This window comes from Acidobacteriota bacterium, assembly GCA_016716715.1.
Lineage (GTDB): Bacteria > Acidobacteriota > Thermoanaerobaculia > UBA5066 > UBA5066 > Fen-183.
In genome coordinates this window covers 78,646-94,424 of sequence record JADJVE010000007.1, presented here as the reverse complement: position 1 = coordinate 94,424, position 15,779 = coordinate 78,646, and the positions used below count along the sequence as shown (strand labels likewise).

The 15,779-nt window shown below is 68.1% G+C and carries 13 protein-coding genes; 5 read left to right on the top strand and 8 right to left on the bottom strand.

The genetic code is table 11. The features are described from left to right. Positions 1-34 precede the first annotated feature (34 nt). From IPL89_12625 to IPL89_12615, 3 genes are read right to left on the bottom strand one after another with little or no spacing between them, the layout of a single operon-like run. Positions 35-1,039: a carbohydrate kinase family protein gene (locus IPL89_12625; GenBank protein MBK9064021.1), complete on the bottom strand. Its 1,005-nt coding sequence runs from the start codon at positions 1,037-1,039 to the stop codon at positions 35-37. Further along, positions 1,036-1,959 (bottom strand): S-methyl-5'-thioadenosine phosphorylase, encoded by a 924-nt coding sequence (mtnP, locus tag IPL89_12620; protein ID MBK9064020.1) that lies wholly within the window; start codon positions 1,957-1,959, stop codon positions 1,036-1,038. Before mtnP ends, IPL89_12625 begins: the two co-directional genes overlap by 4 nt. 2 nt (positions 1,960-1,961) lie before the next feature. Next, entirely contained in the window at positions 1,962-2,906 is a 945-nt protein-coding gene (locus IPL89_12615) for a Gfo/Idh/MocA family oxidoreductase (protein MBK9064019.1), read from the bottom strand. Between the two features lie 79 nt (positions 2,907-2,985). On the opposite strand from IPL89_12615, the gene ileS reads away from it, so the two are divergent. The 4 genes from ileS to IPL89_12595 are packed head-to-tail and all read left to right on the top strand — an operon-like array spanning position 2,986 to position 8,200. Beyond that, a complete protein-coding gene (gene ileS, locus IPL89_12610; GenBank protein MBK9064018.1) occupies positions 2,986-5,916 on the top strand; it encodes an isoleucine--tRNA ligase in 2,931 nt (976 codons plus the stop codon). Between the two features lie 9 nt (positions 5,917-5,925). Next, on the top strand, positions 5,926-6,420 hold the full coding sequence (gene lspA, locus IPL89_12605; GenBank protein ID MBK9064017.1) for a signal peptidase II: 495 nt from the start codon (positions 5,926-5,928) through the stop codon (positions 6,418-6,420). A 5-nt stretch (positions 6,421-6,425) separates the two neighbouring features. Continuing rightward, a complete protein-coding gene (gene lgt / locus IPL89_12600) occupies positions 6,426-7,208 on the top strand; it encodes a prolipoprotein diacylglyceryl transferase (GenBank protein ID MBK9064016.1) in 783 nt (260 codons plus the stop codon). A gap of 26 nt (positions 7,209-7,234) precedes the next feature. After that, on the top strand, positions 7,235-8,200 hold the full coding sequence (locus tag IPL89_12595) for an RluA family pseudouridine synthase (GenBank protein ID MBK9064015.1): 966 nt from the start codon (positions 7,235-7,237) through the stop codon (positions 8,198-8,200). Between the two features lie 13 nt (positions 8,201-8,213). On the opposite strand, the gene IPL89_12590 is transcribed toward IPL89_12595, so the two are convergent. Further along, the gene (locus IPL89_12590; protein ID MBK9064014.1) at positions 8,214-9,440 is read right to left on the bottom strand and encodes a sodium:proton antiporter; all 1,227 of its coding nucleotides are present in this window, start codon (positions 9,438-9,440) and stop codon (positions 8,214-8,216) included. A 41-nt stretch (positions 9,441-9,481) separates the two neighbouring features. Between IPL89_12590 and IPL89_12585 the strand changes: the two genes are divergently transcribed. Further along, positions 9,482-10,705 carry a pyridoxal phosphate-dependent aminotransferase gene (locus IPL89_12585; GenBank protein MBK9064013.1) on the top strand — a complete coding sequence of 408 codons (1,224 nt, stop codon included), beginning with the start codon at positions 9,482-9,484 and terminating at the stop codon, positions 10,703-10,705. A gap of 41 nt (positions 10,706-10,746) precedes the next feature. On the opposite strand, the gene IPL89_12580 is transcribed toward IPL89_12585, so the two are convergent. From IPL89_12580 to IPL89_12565, 4 genes are all read right to left on the bottom strand, one after another. After that, on the bottom strand, positions 10,747-12,273 hold the full coding sequence (locus IPL89_12580) for an aldehyde dehydrogenase family protein (protein ID MBK9064012.1): 1,527 nt from the start codon (positions 12,271-12,273) through the stop codon (positions 10,747-10,749). 18 nt (positions 12,274-12,291) lie between these two features. Then, positions 12,292-12,696: a polymer-forming cytoskeletal protein gene (locus tag IPL89_12575; protein ID MBK9064011.1), complete on the bottom strand. Its 405-nt coding sequence runs from the start codon at positions 12,694-12,696 to the stop codon at positions 12,292-12,294. 15 nt (positions 12,697-12,711) lie between these two features. Continuing rightward, the gene (gene nhaA / locus IPL89_12570) at positions 12,712-13,911 is read right to left on the bottom strand and encodes a Na+/H+ antiporter NhaA (protein ID MBK9064010.1); all 1,200 of its coding nucleotides are present in this window, start codon (positions 13,909-13,911) and stop codon (positions 12,712-12,714) included. Between the two features lie 87 nt (positions 13,912-13,998). After that, on the bottom strand, positions 13,999-15,615 hold the full coding sequence (locus tag IPL89_12565; protein MBK9064009.1) for an MFS transporter: 1,617 nt from the start codon (positions 15,613-15,615) through the stop codon (positions 13,999-14,001). Positions 15,616-15,779: the final 164 nt, after the last annotated feature.

Sequence of the window (15,779 nt, the reverse complement as noted above, 5' to 3'; positions counted from 1 at the left end):
CGGAGTGTAACCCGCCGAGCGGCTTCCATGAAGCTCAAGATCCCGCGAGCAGGCGGTCCACGGTTCCGTGCACGCCGTCGGCCCCGAAGTTCTCACGGTAGCGGTCGAGGAAATCGCCCATGACGTAGCGCTTCGGCTGGGCGCCGATCGTCTCGAGGGCGTACACGGCGGCGACGCTCCCGACCCGCCCGGCGACCTCCCAGGGCAGCCCGCGCTGGCGGGCGGCGAGCAGCCCGGCCCGGAACGCGTCCCCGACGCCCGTCGGATCCACGGCCGTCGTCCGCAGCTTCGCCGGCGGGATCCGGTGGGTCAAGGCTTCCTCCGTGCCGTCGCCGCGGATCGCGATCGTCGAGCCCTCGTCTCCGCGCGTGACGATGAGGACCGGGACCCGCTTCAGGACGTCGGCCTCGGAGAGTCCCGTCTTCTTCTCGATGACGCCGAATTCGTACTCGTTCGCGACGAGGACGGCGGCGCCGTCGAGGCCGGCGAGGATCTCGTCGCCGCTGAGGCGCGCGACCTGCTGGCTCGGGTCGAAGACGAACGGGATGCGCAACGTGCGGCACTCCCCCGCGTACTTGATCATCGCCTCGGGCGCGTTCGGCGCGATCACGGCCAGGGACACGGTCCCCGGCCCGAAGGCGCGGAACGAAAGGTCCACGGCCCGGGCCATCGCGCCCATGTAGAACGTCGCGATCTGGTTCTGAACCTCGTCGGTCGAGACGAAGAACGAAGCCGTGAAGAGGTCGTCGCTGATGTGGAGCTCGGACGTGTCGACGCCCTCCTCCGCGAGCCACCGGGCGTAGTCGAGGGCGTCGACGCCCGCCGTCGCCATGATCACGGGCTTGAGACCGAAGAGCGCGAGGCCGTACGCGATGTTCGGCGCGACGCCGCCGCGCACGCGGCGCATCGAATCCACGAGGAAGGAGACCGACAGGCGGCTCATCCGGTCCGGGACGACGACGTCGAGGAACTTCCCCGGGAACGTCATGAGGTAGTCGAAGGCCACCGATCCGGTGACGACGATGCGCGCGGGCGTCATGGACGTCCTTTCTGCGTGAAGAGCGCGAGCCGCTTCCGGGTCCGGGCGGGAACGCGCGCGGGGTGCGTGAGGATGGCGAAGGCGAGGGCGTCGGCGCAGTCGCTCGGCCGGGCCGGATCGAGCCGGCCCACGGCGTTCGCGAGAACGCGGTTCGCGGTCCCCGCGTTCTCTTTCAAAACGGCGAGGACGGCCTCGACGCTGACCGGGCCCTCCTCCTCGTGCCAGCAGTCGTAGTCCGTCACGAGACAGGCCGAGGCGTAGGCGATCCCCGCCTCGCGGCAGAGCTTCGCCTCCGTGGCGTTCGTCATGCCGATGACGTCGACGCCCCAGGACCGATAGAGGAGCGACTCGGCTCTAGTCGAGAACTGCGGCCCTTCCATGCAGACGTACGTGCCGCCGCGGTGGACGACGGCCTTCTCGGCCTTCCCCGCCGCTTCGAGGGCGTCGAGGAGCGCCGGCGAGACGGGGTGAGAGAACGACACGTGCCCGACGCAGCCCTCGCCGAAGAACGTCGAGGCGCGGTGCTTCGTGAGGTCGATGAACTGATCCGGCAGGACGATGTCGGTCGGCTTCCAGGCCTCTTTCATCGAGCCGCAGGCGGAGGCCGACATCAGCCACGAGCAGCCGAGCTTCCGAAAGCCCCAGATGTTCGCGCGGTAGTTGACCTCGGTCGGCAGGAGCGAATGGTGGCGCCCGTGCCTCGCGAGGAATGCCACGGGGACGGAAGAAAGATTTCCTAGAAGGTAAGAGTCGGAGGGGGCGCCGAAAGGAGTGCGAAGGCGGATCTCACCCGTGACCTTCAACCCCGGCAGGTTGTAGAGCCCGGAGCCGCCGATGAGACCGATGCGCGGCGTCCCTCTCCCTCTTCCACTCGAAGAAATCTCTTTCTTCTTCTTCTCTCTGGTCTTCTTCGTCTTCATCTTCACCGGTTCCGGCCCATCTCTTCGAGGATGTCGAGGGCGAGCTTCAGCGCCGCGCGGCCCGCCTCGCCGGTCACCTCGGGCTCGCTGCGCTCGCGGCAGGCCTTCAGGAACGCCGCGTCCTCGGCCGTGAGCGCGTCCTGCGGCTCGACGGCCACCGGCCACGGCACGATGCGCGGCGGGCCCGTCATGCGGTCGAGGCGGAAAGCCGTCACGTCGCGGTTCTGGGTGTCGATGGAGAAGTACCAGTCCGGCTGGAAGAACCGGAACTTCCGGGTCTTTTCCTGCGAGACGCGCGAGGCCGTCAGGTTCGCGACGCACCCGCCCTCGAACGACAGCCGCACGGAGGCGATGTCGATCTTGTTCGAGAGGATCGGGACGCCGACGGCGCGGATCTCGACGACCGGTCGGCCCACGAGGTCGAGCGCGATGTCGAGGTCGTGGACGAGGAGGTCGAGGACGACGTCGACGTCCAGCGCGCGCGCGACGAAGACCCCGAGGCGGTGCGCCTCGATGAACTTCACGTCCGTGACGAGCGGCCGGACCGCCGCGACGGCTGGATTGAAGCGCTCGATGTGCCCGACCTGCAGGACGCGACCCCGCTCGCGGGCGATCGCGACGAGGCGGTCCGCCTCGGCGAGCGTCGCCGTGATCGGCTTTTCCACCATCACGTCGGCGCCTCCGAGGAGGAGCTCCTCCGCGACGGCGGCATGCGTGACGGTGGGCGACGCGACGACGACGGCCGTCGCCCCCTCGTCGAGGAGATCCCGGATCGACCGCCTGCGGACCATCCCCGTGGCCCCGTGTGCGGCCTCGATCGCCGCCGCCGCGGCGTCGTCCGTCTCGACGAAGCCGGCCGGGCTCGAACCCTCGAGAGTGGACAGGATGCGGGCGTGGTGGCGGCCGAGATAGCCGCAGCCGACGACACCGGTCTTGAGCGACGTCATGCGCGGCGGAGTGTAAGGGACGAACAGGGCTCCGGAGCGCCGCCTGATCCATCTGAATCATGTAACCTCCGCGGCTCGAATGGGCCGCGACTGGAAATCCACGCTCCTGCTCCCGAAGACGGACTTCCCCATGAGAGGGGATCTCCCGAAGCGCGAGCCTCCGCGCCTCGCCCGCTGGCAGGAGGGCGACCTCTACGGCCGCATCCGCGCCGCGCGGAAGGGCGCTCCCGGGTACCTCCTCCACGACGGCCCGCCGTACGCCAACGGCCGGATTCACATGGGCACGGCGATGAACAAGATCCTGAAGGATCTCGTCGTGCGGTCCCGGACGCTCGCCGGCTTCGACGCGCCGTACGTGCCGGGATGGGACTGCCACGGCCTCCCGATCGAGCTCAAGGTCGACAAGGAGCTCGGCCCGAAGAAGCGCGGAATGTCGGACGTCGCCATCCGCGACGCGTGCCGCGCCTACGCCGAGAAGTGGATCGACGTCCAGCGAACCGACTTCATGCGCCTCGGCGTCCTCGGCGCGTGGATGAAGCCGTATCGGACGATGGACTTCTCCTACCAGTCCGAGATCGCGAGGGCGTTCGGGCGGTTCGTCGAGAAGGGGCTCGTCTCCTTCGGCTTCAAGGCCGTGCTCTGGTGCGTCCACGACAGGACGGCGCTCGCCGAGGCCGAGATCGAGTACGAGGACAAGACGGACTGGTCGATCTACGTGGCGATGCCCGTGAGAGAAGATTCTTCGAAAGGCGCGTGGGGCGCCGCCCTCGAGGCCGCGGGTTCGCCGTGCGTCTACGCCGTCATCTGGACGACTACGCCCTGGACCCTTCCCGCAAACCGGGCCATCGCGCTGGGTCCGAAGATCGAATACGTTCTTCTGAAAAGGGAATCGGAGCCGGGCGTCGCCTACCTCGTCGCCGAGGAGCTGGTGACGAAGGTGACGGCCGAGCTCGGCTGGCGCGACGCCGCCCCTCTTCCCCGCTCGAAGAAAAGCGGCGCGGCCCTTGCCGGAGCGAAGCTTCTGTACACGAGGCCCTTCTCGAACGATCCGAACGACAATTTCGGCTTCCTCCTCGGCGAGCACGTCTCGACGACGGACGGCACGGGCCTCGTCCACACGGCGCCCGGCCACGGCCGCGACGACTACGAGGTCGTGCGGCGCGCCGGCTTCAAGGTGGACGACCCGGCGCTCTGCCCCGTCGACGAGGGCGGCTACTACGACGTCAACGCGCCGGAATCCCTTCGAGGAAAAAGGGTCGTGACGCCGAAAACACCCGCCGACGACGCGAGCACGGCAGTTCTGGAGGCCATGACCGCGGGGGACGCTTCCGGAGCCATTCTTCTTTCTCAGAAGAAATCCCCGCATTCCTATCCCCACTGCTGGCGCTGTAAGAACCCGGTCATCTTCCGGGCGACGCACCAGTGGTTCATCGACCTCGGGGCGCTGCGCGACCGCGCGATGGGCGAGATCCGCGGCCGCGTGGAGTGGATCCCGTCCTACAGCGAGAACCGGATCGGCGCGATGGTCGACAACCGCCTCGAGTGGACGATCTCCCGCCAGCGCCGCTGGGGCTCGCCGATCACGTTCCTGCGCTGCGCGGACTGCAAACAGAAAGGCGTTGTCTCCCACTTCCCGCGGGTCGAAGGGAACGTCACCGAAAAGGAAAAAAGAGAAAGAGAAGATTTCTTTGAAAGGGTAAGGGAAGCGTTCCGCGAGCACGGAGCAAACGCCTGGTACGACGATGCGTTCCCCCCGTCTTACTTTCTAAGAGAATCTTCGTGCTCTTCCTGCGGCGGCACGAACTTCGAGAAGCTGAAGGACATCCTCGACGTCTGGTTCGACTCCGGCGTGTCGCACGCGGCCGTGCTCCGCTCGGGCGACTACGGCCTCGCGGACCCGTACACGGCGCAGCCGCCGGTGCCGGTGATGTACCTCGAGGGCCACGACCAGCACCGCGGCTGGTTCCAGTCGTCGCTCCTGACGTCCGTCGCGCTGACGGACCGTGCGCCGTACGACACGGTGCTCACGCACGGCTTCGTCGTCGCGGGCGACGGCCGGAAGATGTCGAAGTCGCTCGGGAACACGATCGAGCCGCAGGACCTGCTCAAGACCGAGGGCGCGGACGTGATCCGCCTCTGGGTCGCGTCGCTCGACTACACGAACGACGACCCGCTCTCGAAGGAGATCCTCCAGCGGACGGCCGAGGCGTACCGGAAGATCCGGAACACGGCGCGGTTCCTCCTCTCGAACCTCTTCGACTTCGACCCCTCGAGGGACGCGGTCCCGGACGGGACGCTCGAGCCTCTCGAGCGGTGGGCTCTCGACGCCGCGGCCCGCTTCGCGACGGAAGCGCGCGGGGCCTACGAACGGTACGAGTTCCACGCCGTGGTTCGCCGCCTCCTGGATCTCGTCACGACCGACCTCTCCGCGTTCTGGTGCGACGTGCGGAAGGACGCGTTTTACGTCCTCGCGCCGAACGACCCCGTGCGCCGGTCCGCACAGACGGCCGCGTGGAAGATCGTCGAGACGATCGCAACCGCGCTCGCCCCGATCTGCCCGTTCACGGCGGAGGAAATCTTCGAATCGCTGCCCGGGAATGCGAAGGACCCGTCCGCGCTGTTTCTGATGAGCTGGGGGGAATTGAGCGTTTCGCAGATCTCTTCGAGTGAAAGAGAGGCGTGGGGAGTGGTTCTCGCGCTGCGGGCGGAGTTCCTGCAGGCCCTCGAGCCGCTGCGCCGCGAGAACAAGGTCGGCTCCGCGGCGCAGGCCGAGGCGGTGGTCGGGCGCTCCGCCGGCCTGGACGAGGCACTCGCCTCTCTTCACCTTTCGGAAGAAAATCTTCGGGACGTTTTCGGGACTTCGTCCGTCGTGCGGGACGCGAACGCCGAAGGTGTCCTCGCCCGCCCGGCGGAGGGCGCCAAGTGCCCGCGCTGCTGGCAGGTCCGCAAGGACGTCGAGCCCGGCGAAGACGGCGTCTGCGCGCGCTGCCGCGCGGTCGTCGGCGGTTAGAATCTCACGGTGACGCGGCGCCTCCCTTATCTCGCCCTCGCGCTGGGCGTCGTCGTCCTCGACCAGGCCACGAAGGCGCTCGTCGTCGGGAAGATCCCGCTCTACCGGACGATCCCCGTGATCCCGGGCTTCTTCGACCTCACCCACCTCCAGAACACGGGCGCCGCGTTCGGGGTCCTCGCCTCGGCGGGCTCGGCGCGTCCGCTTCTCGTCACGCTGCTCGCCCTCGCGGTCTTTGCGGGCGTTCTCGCCTGGTCGCTGACGACGCCCCCGGAACACCGCCTTCTCCAGGGCGCGCTCGGCCTGATCATGGGCGGAGCCGTCGGGAACCTCATCGACCGCGTCCGCTTCTCGGCCGTCACCGACTTCCTGCGCTTCTACGTCGACCGCTGGGAGTGGCCGTCCTTCAACGTCGCCGACAGCGCCATCTCCGTGGGCGTCGTCCTCCTGGCGTGGGACATCTGGCGCCGCCCCGAGCCGGCGCCGAAGGCCGCGAGGAGCTGACCCGGATGCATCCCGAGCTCTTCCGCATCGGCTCGTTCGCGCTCCCGAGCTACGGCTTCATGATGGCCATGGCCTTCGTCGCCGGGCTCTGGCTCATGCGCCGCCGGGCCCCGTCGTTCGGCATCGAGGCCGAGACGGCGTCGGACATCGGCGTGTGGCTGCTCCTCTCGGGCCTCGTCGGCGCCAAGCTCCTCCTCGTGATCGTCGAATGGCCGTCCTACGTCCGTTCGTGGAGCGACTTCGCGTCGCTCGCCCGCGCGGGCGGCGTCTTCTACGGCGGCCTCATCGGCGCGGTTCTCGCGACCGCGATCCTGCTCCGGCGCCGCGGGATCTCGTTCTGGACGTTCGCGGACGCCGCGGCGCCCTCCGCCGCCCTCGGGCAGGCGCTCGGGCGCGTGGGCTGCTTCCTCGCGGGCTGCTGCTGGGGCCGGGAATGCGCCCTCCCCTGGGCCGTCACGTTCACGAGCCCCGTCGCCCACGAGAACGTCGGCGTCCCGCTCGGGATCCCCCTCCACCCGACGCAGGTCTACGAGGTCCTCGGCACGCTCCTCCTCTGCGTGCTTCTCGTACGCTTCGAGCGGCGGGCGTTCTCGGGTGAGACGTTCGCCCGGTACGTCTTCGGGTACGCGCTCCTGCGCGGCACGATCGAGATCTTCCGGGGCGACCCGCGCGGCGAGGTCCTGGGCGTGATGTCGACCTCGCAGTTCATCGCGCTCTGCGGAGTGGTTGCGGGCCTCGCGATCTTCGCGCTGCGCCGCCGGATCCCGCCCGCCCCGAAACCGGCGTGAGCGACGAGCCGCGGCCGGCCCGGACGATCCGCGCGGACCGGGGCGACGTCGGCGAGCGTCTCGACCACGTCCTCCTGCGCCACCTGACGGACCTGCCCGAGGCCTCGCGCACGAAGATCCAGGAGTGGATCGAACGGGGATCGGTTTCGATCGCGGGGAGGAGACCGAAGAAAACTTCTGAGAAGGTGAAGAAGGGGGACGTCATCGAAATCGTCCTCCCGCCGCCTCCCCCGCCCCGGCCCGACATCCTCGCCGAGGACATCCCTCTCTCCATTCTCTTCGAAGATTCCGAAATCCTGGTTCTGAACAAGCCCTCCGGCCTCGTCGTACATCCCGCCGTCGGCCACCGCCAGGGGACGCTCGTGAACGCGCTCCTGCACCGCTCGAAGGACTGGGCGGGCCCCGCGGATCGCCCCGGCCTCGTCCACCGGCTCGACAAGGACACGTCGGGGGTGCTGATCATCGCGAAGACCGAGCGTGCGATGTCCGTGCTCGGGAAAGCGATGAAAGAAAGACTCCTGGAAAAGGACTATCTGGCGGTCGTCTACGGTCACCCGCCCGTCCACAAGGGGAAGATCGACCTCGGCATCCTGCGCGACCCGCGTGACCGAAAGCGAATGACGACGTCGAAGAGCGAGGGCCGCGCCTCTTCAACCTTCTATGAAATCCTCTCCGAATCCTCGGGTCCCCTCTCCGGTCTCTCTCTCCTCAAATGCAGGCTCGTCACGGGCCGAACTCACCAGATCCGCGTCCACCTCAAGGCCTTGAACCTGCCGATCGTCGGCGACTCCGTCTACGGCTCGCCGCGCTGGAAAGGCTTGAAGGACGAGGGCCTGAAGGAAGCGTGCAAGACTTTCCCGCGGCAGGCGCTGCACGCGTGGCGGCTCGGAATCCGGCACCCGGCTACCGGCGCGGCCATGAGCTTTACGGCGCCGGTCCCGCCGGACCTGGCCGGCCTGCTCTCGGCCGCCGGGCTCCGCCTTCCGGCCTGACGCCGGCATCCGCTCAGCGGAAGAAGAGCAGGGTCTCGAGCGCGAAGAGCGGCAGCAGGATCGCCGCGGCCCGCCAGGCGTAGCCGAAGAACGAAGGCATTGCGACGCCGCGGGAGACCGCGATCGACCGCACCATGAAGTTCGGCCCGTTTCCGATGTACGTCATCGCCCCGAAGAAGACGGCCCCCGCCGACACCGCCTCCAGAACCCGAGCCGGCACGCCCGCGACCTCGGGCCGGCCGAGGCCGCGGGCCAGCGCGAAGAACGCGGCGTACGTCGGAGCGTTGTCGAGCCAGGCCGAGAGAGCGCCCGTCGCCCAGAAGAACTGCCACGGCTCCGTCAACCCGAGCGTCGGAGCGCGCTCCCGGAGGATGACGAGCGCCGGCTCCATGGTCACGAAGATCCCGGCGAAGAGGACCGCGACCTCGAGGATGGGATGCCACGAGAACCCGGTTCCTGCCCGGAGACCCTTCGTCGTCAGGGGAAAGCTCGCCCCGGCGCACGCGACGGAGGCGATCTCGCGCCAGGGCGACGGCAGGAAAACCGTCGCGAGGACGACGCCGAGGAGGAGGACGAAGTTCCACTTTCCCGAGATCCGGATCGGGCGGATCGTGAGCTCGTCCTCGAGGATGGCCGCGTGCGTTTCGCGGGCGTGAAGCCGCCGGTCGATCACGTAGTAGACCGCGAGGAGGATGCCGAGCGCGACGGCCCACTGCTTGAGGAGGACGAGCGTCCAGAAGAACGGAACGCCCGCCAGGTAACCGAGGAAGAGCGGGGGGTCCCCGATCGGCGTCAGCGAGCCGCCGATGTTCGAGACGATGAGGATGAAGAACAGGACGGTGTGCGAAACGTTCTTTCGCTCGACGTTGACGTCGAGGACGAGACGGATCAGGAGCATCGAGGCGCCCGTCGTCCCGATGACGGACGCGAGGACGCCGCCCATGAGAAGCAGCAGGGTGTTCGTGCGCGGCGTGGCCGGGACGTCGCCGTCGACGACGATTCCGGACGCGACGACGTACAGAGAGCCGAGGAGGACGACGAACGAGACGTAGGAGTGCGCGATCTCGGCCAGCGCTCCGGGGCCGTGCACCACGAAGCGAACCGCCACCGGAAGGCTCACGACACCAGCCACGAGCGCCTGGAACTTCAAATGCGCCCACCGCTCCGGCAGGAGCAGCGGAAACAGCGCGATGGCGAGGAGCAGCGTCGCGAACGGGAGGATCCAGACCGCCGGCGACATTCGGGGAGTCTACCTTCGCGCTTTTGCTAGTCTGGCGGACCATGAGCACCACCCGTACGGCCGCCCACGTCTCCGCGCGCGGTCTTGCCATGCCCGCCTCCCCCATCCGCAAGCTGATGCCCCTGGCGAACGACGCACGGGCCCGCGGCGTGAAGGTCCTGCACCTGAACATCGGCCAGCCCGACCTCGAGACGCCCGAGCCGATGCGGCGCCGCCTCGCCGAGCTGAAGGACAAGGTCTACGCCTACTCGCCGTCGAACGGCACGCCGGAGTACCTCGACTTCCTGAAGACGTACTACGGACGGCTGGGCGTCTCGCTCGAGCCGTCCCAGATCCTCGCCACGACCGGCGGCAGCGAGGCCCTGCTCTTCGCGTTCATGGCCTGCTCGGACCCCGGCGGCGAGATCCTCACCGTCGAGCCGCTCTACACGAACTACCGCTCGTTCGCGGCGATGGCAGGGCTCACGCTCAAGCCCATCGTGACCCGCGGCGAGGACGGCTTCCACCTGCCCGGCCGCCCCGAGTGGGAGAAGGCGCTGACGCCCAAGACGCGGATCGTCCTCCTCTGCAACCCGAACAACCCGACCGGCACCGTCTACACGAAGGACGAGATCCGCCTCGTGGCCGAGTTCTGCCGCGATCACGGACTCTTCTTCGTCTCGGACGAGGTCTACCGCGAGTTCCTGTACGACGGCCGCGTGTCCGAGAGCGCGCTTTCGCTGGCCGGGTTCGAGCACGAGGTCGTGGTCGTCGACTCGCTCTCAAAGCGGTTCTCGGCCTGCGGGATCCGCCTCGGCGCGCTCGTGACGCGCAACGAGGAGCTCGCCGCCGCCACGAACCGCATGGCGCAGGGCCGCCTCTCCCCGCCCGGCCTCGCGCAGTACATCGCGCCCGCGGCCGCCGCGCTCGGCCCGGACTACTACAAGGGCGTCGTCACCGAGTACCAGAAGCGCCGGGACACGCTCTTTACGGGCCTCTCGGGCATCCCCGGCGTCTTCCTCCGGAAGCCCGAGGGCGCCTTCTACCTCGTCGCGCGGCTCCCGATCAAAGACAGCGACGACTTCGCCGCCTGGCTCCTCACGGATTTCCAGAAGGACGGCAAGACCGTCATGGTCGCGCCCGCGAGCGGCTTCTACGTGACGCCGGGCCTCGGCAAGGACGAGGTGCGGATCGCGTACGTCCTCAAGGACGAGGACCTGAAGGCGGCCGTCGAGATCCTGGCGGCGGCGATTCCGGCGTACCAAAAAGCAAGAGGCCTCGCCTGAGCGAGGCCTCCGCCCTCTTCACCTTCTAAGAAAATCCCCGGCTATTTCTTCTTCTTCGCAGAGGCCTCGCCCGCCGGCACGTCGATCTGCGCCTTCTGGATCGTTCCGGAGTAGTCCACGTAAATCGACTTCCACTCGCTGAAGACGTCCAGCGCGGCCAGACCAGCCTCGCGGTGCCCGTTGCCGGTCTGCTTCGTGCCGCCGAACGGCAGGTGCGTCTCGGCGCCGATCGTCGGCAGGTTCACGTAAAAGATACCGGCCTCGAGGTCGCGCATCGCGACGAACGCCTTGTTGATGTCCTGCGTGAAGATCGCCGACGACAGGCCGTACTCCGACTCGTTGGAGATGTCGATCGCTTCCTCGAGGGACGAGATCGGCACGACGACCGTGACGGCCCCGAAGATCTCCTCGCACGCGATCCGCATCTTCCGGTCGCCGTCGCCGAACACGGTGGGCGACACGAACCAGCCCTTGTCGTGACCCTTTCCCGTCAGGCGCTTGCCGCCGGAGACGAGCTTCGCGCCCTCATCCTTGCCGATCGAGATGTAGTCGAGGACCGTGTCGAGCTGGCTCTCGTTGATCGCCGGGCCCATCTCGTTCTTCTCGTCGAGCCCGTTGCCGACCCTCAGGGCGGCGGCGCGCTCGCCGAGCATCGCCGTGAACTTCTTGACGACCTTGCGGTGCACGAGAAGGCGCGACGACGCCGTGCAGCGCTGCCCGCTCGTCCCGAACGCGCCCCAGATCGCGCCGTCGACGGCGAGCTCCAGGTTGGCGTCGTCCATCACGATGATCGGGTTCTTGCCGCCCATCTCGAGATGGACGTGCTTGAACGAAGGCGCGCAGGCCTCGTTGATCGAGCGCCCGACGGACGTCGAACCCGTGAACGAGACGACCTTCACGCGCGGGTCCTTGAGGAGCGGCATCCCGACCTTCGAGCCCGATCCCGTCACGACGTTGAAGACGCCGGGCGGCAGGCCCGCGTCCTCGAGCGCCTTCGCGAAGTTCACGACGGAGAGCGGCGTGTCGGTGGCGGGCTTCACGACGACCGTGTTCCCGCACACGAGGGCCGCCGTGGACTTCCACGCCGGGATCGCCATGGGGAAGTTCCAGGGCGTGATGAACGCGCAGACGCCGATCGGGGCCCGTACGGACATGGCGAACTTGTTCGGGAGCTCGGAGGGCGTCGTCTGCCCGTGCAGCCGCCGTCCCTCGCCGCCCATGAGGAAGGCCATGTCGATGGCTTCCTGGACGTCGCCGCGGGCCTCCTTGAGGACCTTGCCCATCTCGCGCGTCATGTCGCGCGAGTACTGCTCCTTGCGGTCGCGGAGGATCTCGCCGAGCCGGTAGAGGATCTCGCCGCGCTGCGGGCCGGGCACGAGGCGCCAGCTCTTGTAAGCCTCGGCCGCCGTGTCGACGGCGTCCTTGACGTCGCGCTCGTCGGAGTCCGCGAAGCGGCCGATGAGGTCGGTCACGTCGGCGGGGTTGCGGTTCTCGAACGTGCGGCCCGAGCGGGCGGGAACGTGCTTGCCGGCAATCCAGTTGCCGTGAACGGGTGCGGACGGTGCCATGTGCGGAGTTCCTTTCGATCAGCTGGGAGCGTCGTCGCCGGGAGGGGCCCCGGCGCTCATGTCGACGCTTCCCTTGAATCGCGCCCCGTCGCCCACGGCGACCTTCGGGGCGCGAATGTTTCCTTCCAGGGAGCCGGAGGGCAGGATCTCGACGCGCTCGGTCGCGCTCACGTCGCCGATGACCTCGCCGGCGATCACGACCGTGCCGGCGTGCACCTCCGCGACCACGACCCCGCCCGGGGCGACGCGGAACTCGCGCGCGAGGAGGACGCGCCCCTCGACGCGGCCTTCCACCAGGACGTCCTCGTCTCCGAGGAGCTCGCCCTGGATACGAGTGTGGGGCCCGATGACGGACGGCCCGCGCGCCGGCTCGACTCGGCCCGCGTGTGCCGGGCTCTGCGAGCTTTTCCCGAAGATGGCCATCCTCGACGCGGGAGTCTAACCGGCGTCCGCGTCTCCCGCCACCGGCGCCGGAACGCTCGCGAGAACGGCCGCCCCGCCGAGACCCGATATCAACGAGCCCGCGAGGATCGCGGCCTTCGAGACGTCCACCATCGCCTCGTCCGTGAAAGCAAGGCCGCTCACGAAGAGAGACATCGTGAAACCGATCCCGCCGAGCAGCGCGACCCCCCACAGCGACCGGCGCGCTCGCGCGTCGAGCGGAAGCGAACCGACGCCGAAGCGGGCCAGGAGAAACGTCGTCCCGAAGATCCCGACCTGCTTGCCGAAGAAGAGGCCGAGGACGATCCCGAGCGCGATCGGCGACGTGAGCATCGCGCCCACCTGCTCCGCAGGCACCGTCACGCCCGCGTTCGCGAGGGCGAACACCGGCATGATCCCCCACGCAACCCAGGGATGGAGGGCGTGCTCGAGCCGGCGCAGCGGGGACGTCTCGGCGCCCGTCGCGGGGATGCTCATCCCGAGCAGGACACCCGCGATCGTCGCGTGGACGCCCGATTTCGCCATCGCGGCCCAGAGGACGACCCCGACGAGGAGGTACGGGGCGAGGGCGTGGACGCCCGCACGGTTGAGGGCGTAGAGGACCGCGCACGCGCCGGCGACGACGGCGAGCGCGCGGAGGTCCAGTCCGGACGTGTAGAAGAACGCGATCACGAGGACCGCGATCAGGTCGTCGACGACCGCCACGGCCGTGAGGAACACCTTGAACACGGGCGCCACGTGCCGGCCGAGGAGCGCGAGGACGCCCACGGCGAAGGCGATGTCCGTCGCCATCGGGATGCCCCAGCCGTGCGCCGCGGGCGTCCCGGCGTTGAACGCGGCGTAGATCAACGCGGGGACGGCCGCTCCCCCGCACGCGGCCGCCACGGGGAGAATCGCGGCGCCCTTCCCGGAAAGCTCCCCCGTCAGAAACTCGCGCTTGATCTCGAGCCCGACGACGAGGAAGAACACGGCCATCAGGCCGTCGTTGATCGCGTGGGAGAGGGTCGAGTCCACGCGCCAGGACCCCTCGCCGAACTGGATCGGAAGGTGCGTCGCGTGGGAGTAGGCGCCCGCGAACGGCGAGTTCGCGAGCGCGATCGCGGCTACGGCCGCGACGAGGAGGAGCACACCGGAGGCCGCTTCGGACCGAAGAAATTCTCTTAGAAAGGGGGAAATCGAAGGTCTTTCGTCGGCCACGGTCGGAGTTTAACGGGAGGCCCGCGAATAAAAAGGGCCGGGCGCGACGTGCCGCCCGGCCCATGAACCTTCAAAGGAATTCTTCGGTCAGACTTCTTCGTGGATCTTGACGTCCTTCGTCTCGCGCAGGAACAGACCGCCGATCACGACCGTGATCATGGCGACGATGATCGGGTACCAGAGGCCCTGGTAGATGTTGCCCGACGCGGCGACCCACGCCGTGGCGATGAGGGGAAGCATGCCGCCGAACCAGCCGTTGCCGATGTGGTACGGGAGAGACATCGACGTGTACCGGATGTTCGCCGGGAACAGCTCGACGAGGAAGGCCGCGATCGGCCCGTAGACCATCGTCACGTAGATGACCATGATGAAGAGGATCAGGAGAACCATCCCGAAGTTCATCTCGGCCTTCTTGAACGCCGGGCTCGGATAGCCCGTCGTCTTCATGGCTTCCTTGAGCTTCGCCTCGTCGTAGCCCTTGATCTCGACGCTGCCGATCTTGATGACGACGTCGTCACCCTGCGGCGGGAGCGTCGTGAACGACAGTCCCTGCTTCGCGATGAAGTCCTGGGCCTTGTCGCACGGAGAGAACTTCGTGAACGGCGTCACGAAGATGTGCATCTGGCAATTCGTGCCCGCGATCGAGACGGGAACCGAATCCTGGTACTTCTCGAGGGACGGGTTCCCGTAGTGCGTGAGGGCCTTGAAGAGAGGAATGTACGTGAGGGCCGCGATCAGGCAGCCGAAGAGAATGATCTTCAGGCGGCCGATCTTGTCCGAGAGCGCTCCGAACACGATGAAGAACCCCGTCCCGAGGAGCAGGGACAGGGCGATCAGGGTGTACGCCGTCTGCCAGTCCATCTTCAGCGTGATCGTGAGGAAGAAGAGCGCGTAGAACTGGCCCGTGTACCAGACGACGCCCTGGCCCGCGGTGGCGCCGAAGAGGGCGAGCGCCGCGTACTTGTTGTTCGGGTACTTGAAGAAGCTGTCCTTGATGGGCGACTTGGAGCGCTTCCCCTGCGCCTTGAGGCGCTGGAAGATCGGCGACTCCTGCAGCTTGAGCCGGATGTAGATGGAGATCGCGAGGAGCACCAGCGAGAGGACGAACGGGATGCGCCATCCCCAGTTCGCGAAGTCCGCGGCCGGAATCCACGCCCGGCAGGCGTAGATGACGAGGAGGGCCATGAAGAACCCGACGGTCGCCGTCGTCTGGATCCAGCTCGTCGCGTAGCCGCGCCGGTGGTCAGGAGCGTGCTCGGCAACGTACGTCGCCGCGCCGCCATACTCGCCGCCGAGGGCGAGGCCCTGCAGGAGGCGGAGGGTCACGAGCATCGCGGGCGCCCACCATCCGATGGTCGCGAACGTCGGCAGGAACCCGACGGCCGCGGTCGCGCCGCCCATCACCGCGATCGTCACGAGGAACGTGTACTTGCGGCCGACGAGGTCGCCGACGCGCCCGAAGATGAGGGCGCCGAACGGACGGACGAGGAATCCCGCCGCGTACGTGACGAAGGCCGAGAGGAGGGCCGCCGTTTCGTTTCCCTTCGGGAAGAAGAGGCTCGCGAAGAACGGGGCGAGAGTGGCGTAGAGGTAGAAGTCGTACCACTCGAAGACCGTGCCGACCGACGACGCGACGATGACGCGCCTCTCCTCGGCGGACGTGATGACCCTGTTGCCTGATTCCGCGGGTGCCGCTGTGCTCATTCTTGTCCTCCATCCGCCAGCCAAGCGGCTGTGCGCCCTTCCCTCAGCTTAAATCAAGAAGCATTTCAACTTAAGGCTCGTGCATCCGCCGGGCCATGATTCGGTTGCATCAATTCGGGGGTGAGACTTCGGGCCCCCGTTCGCCACGGGAACGCGTCCGGCTC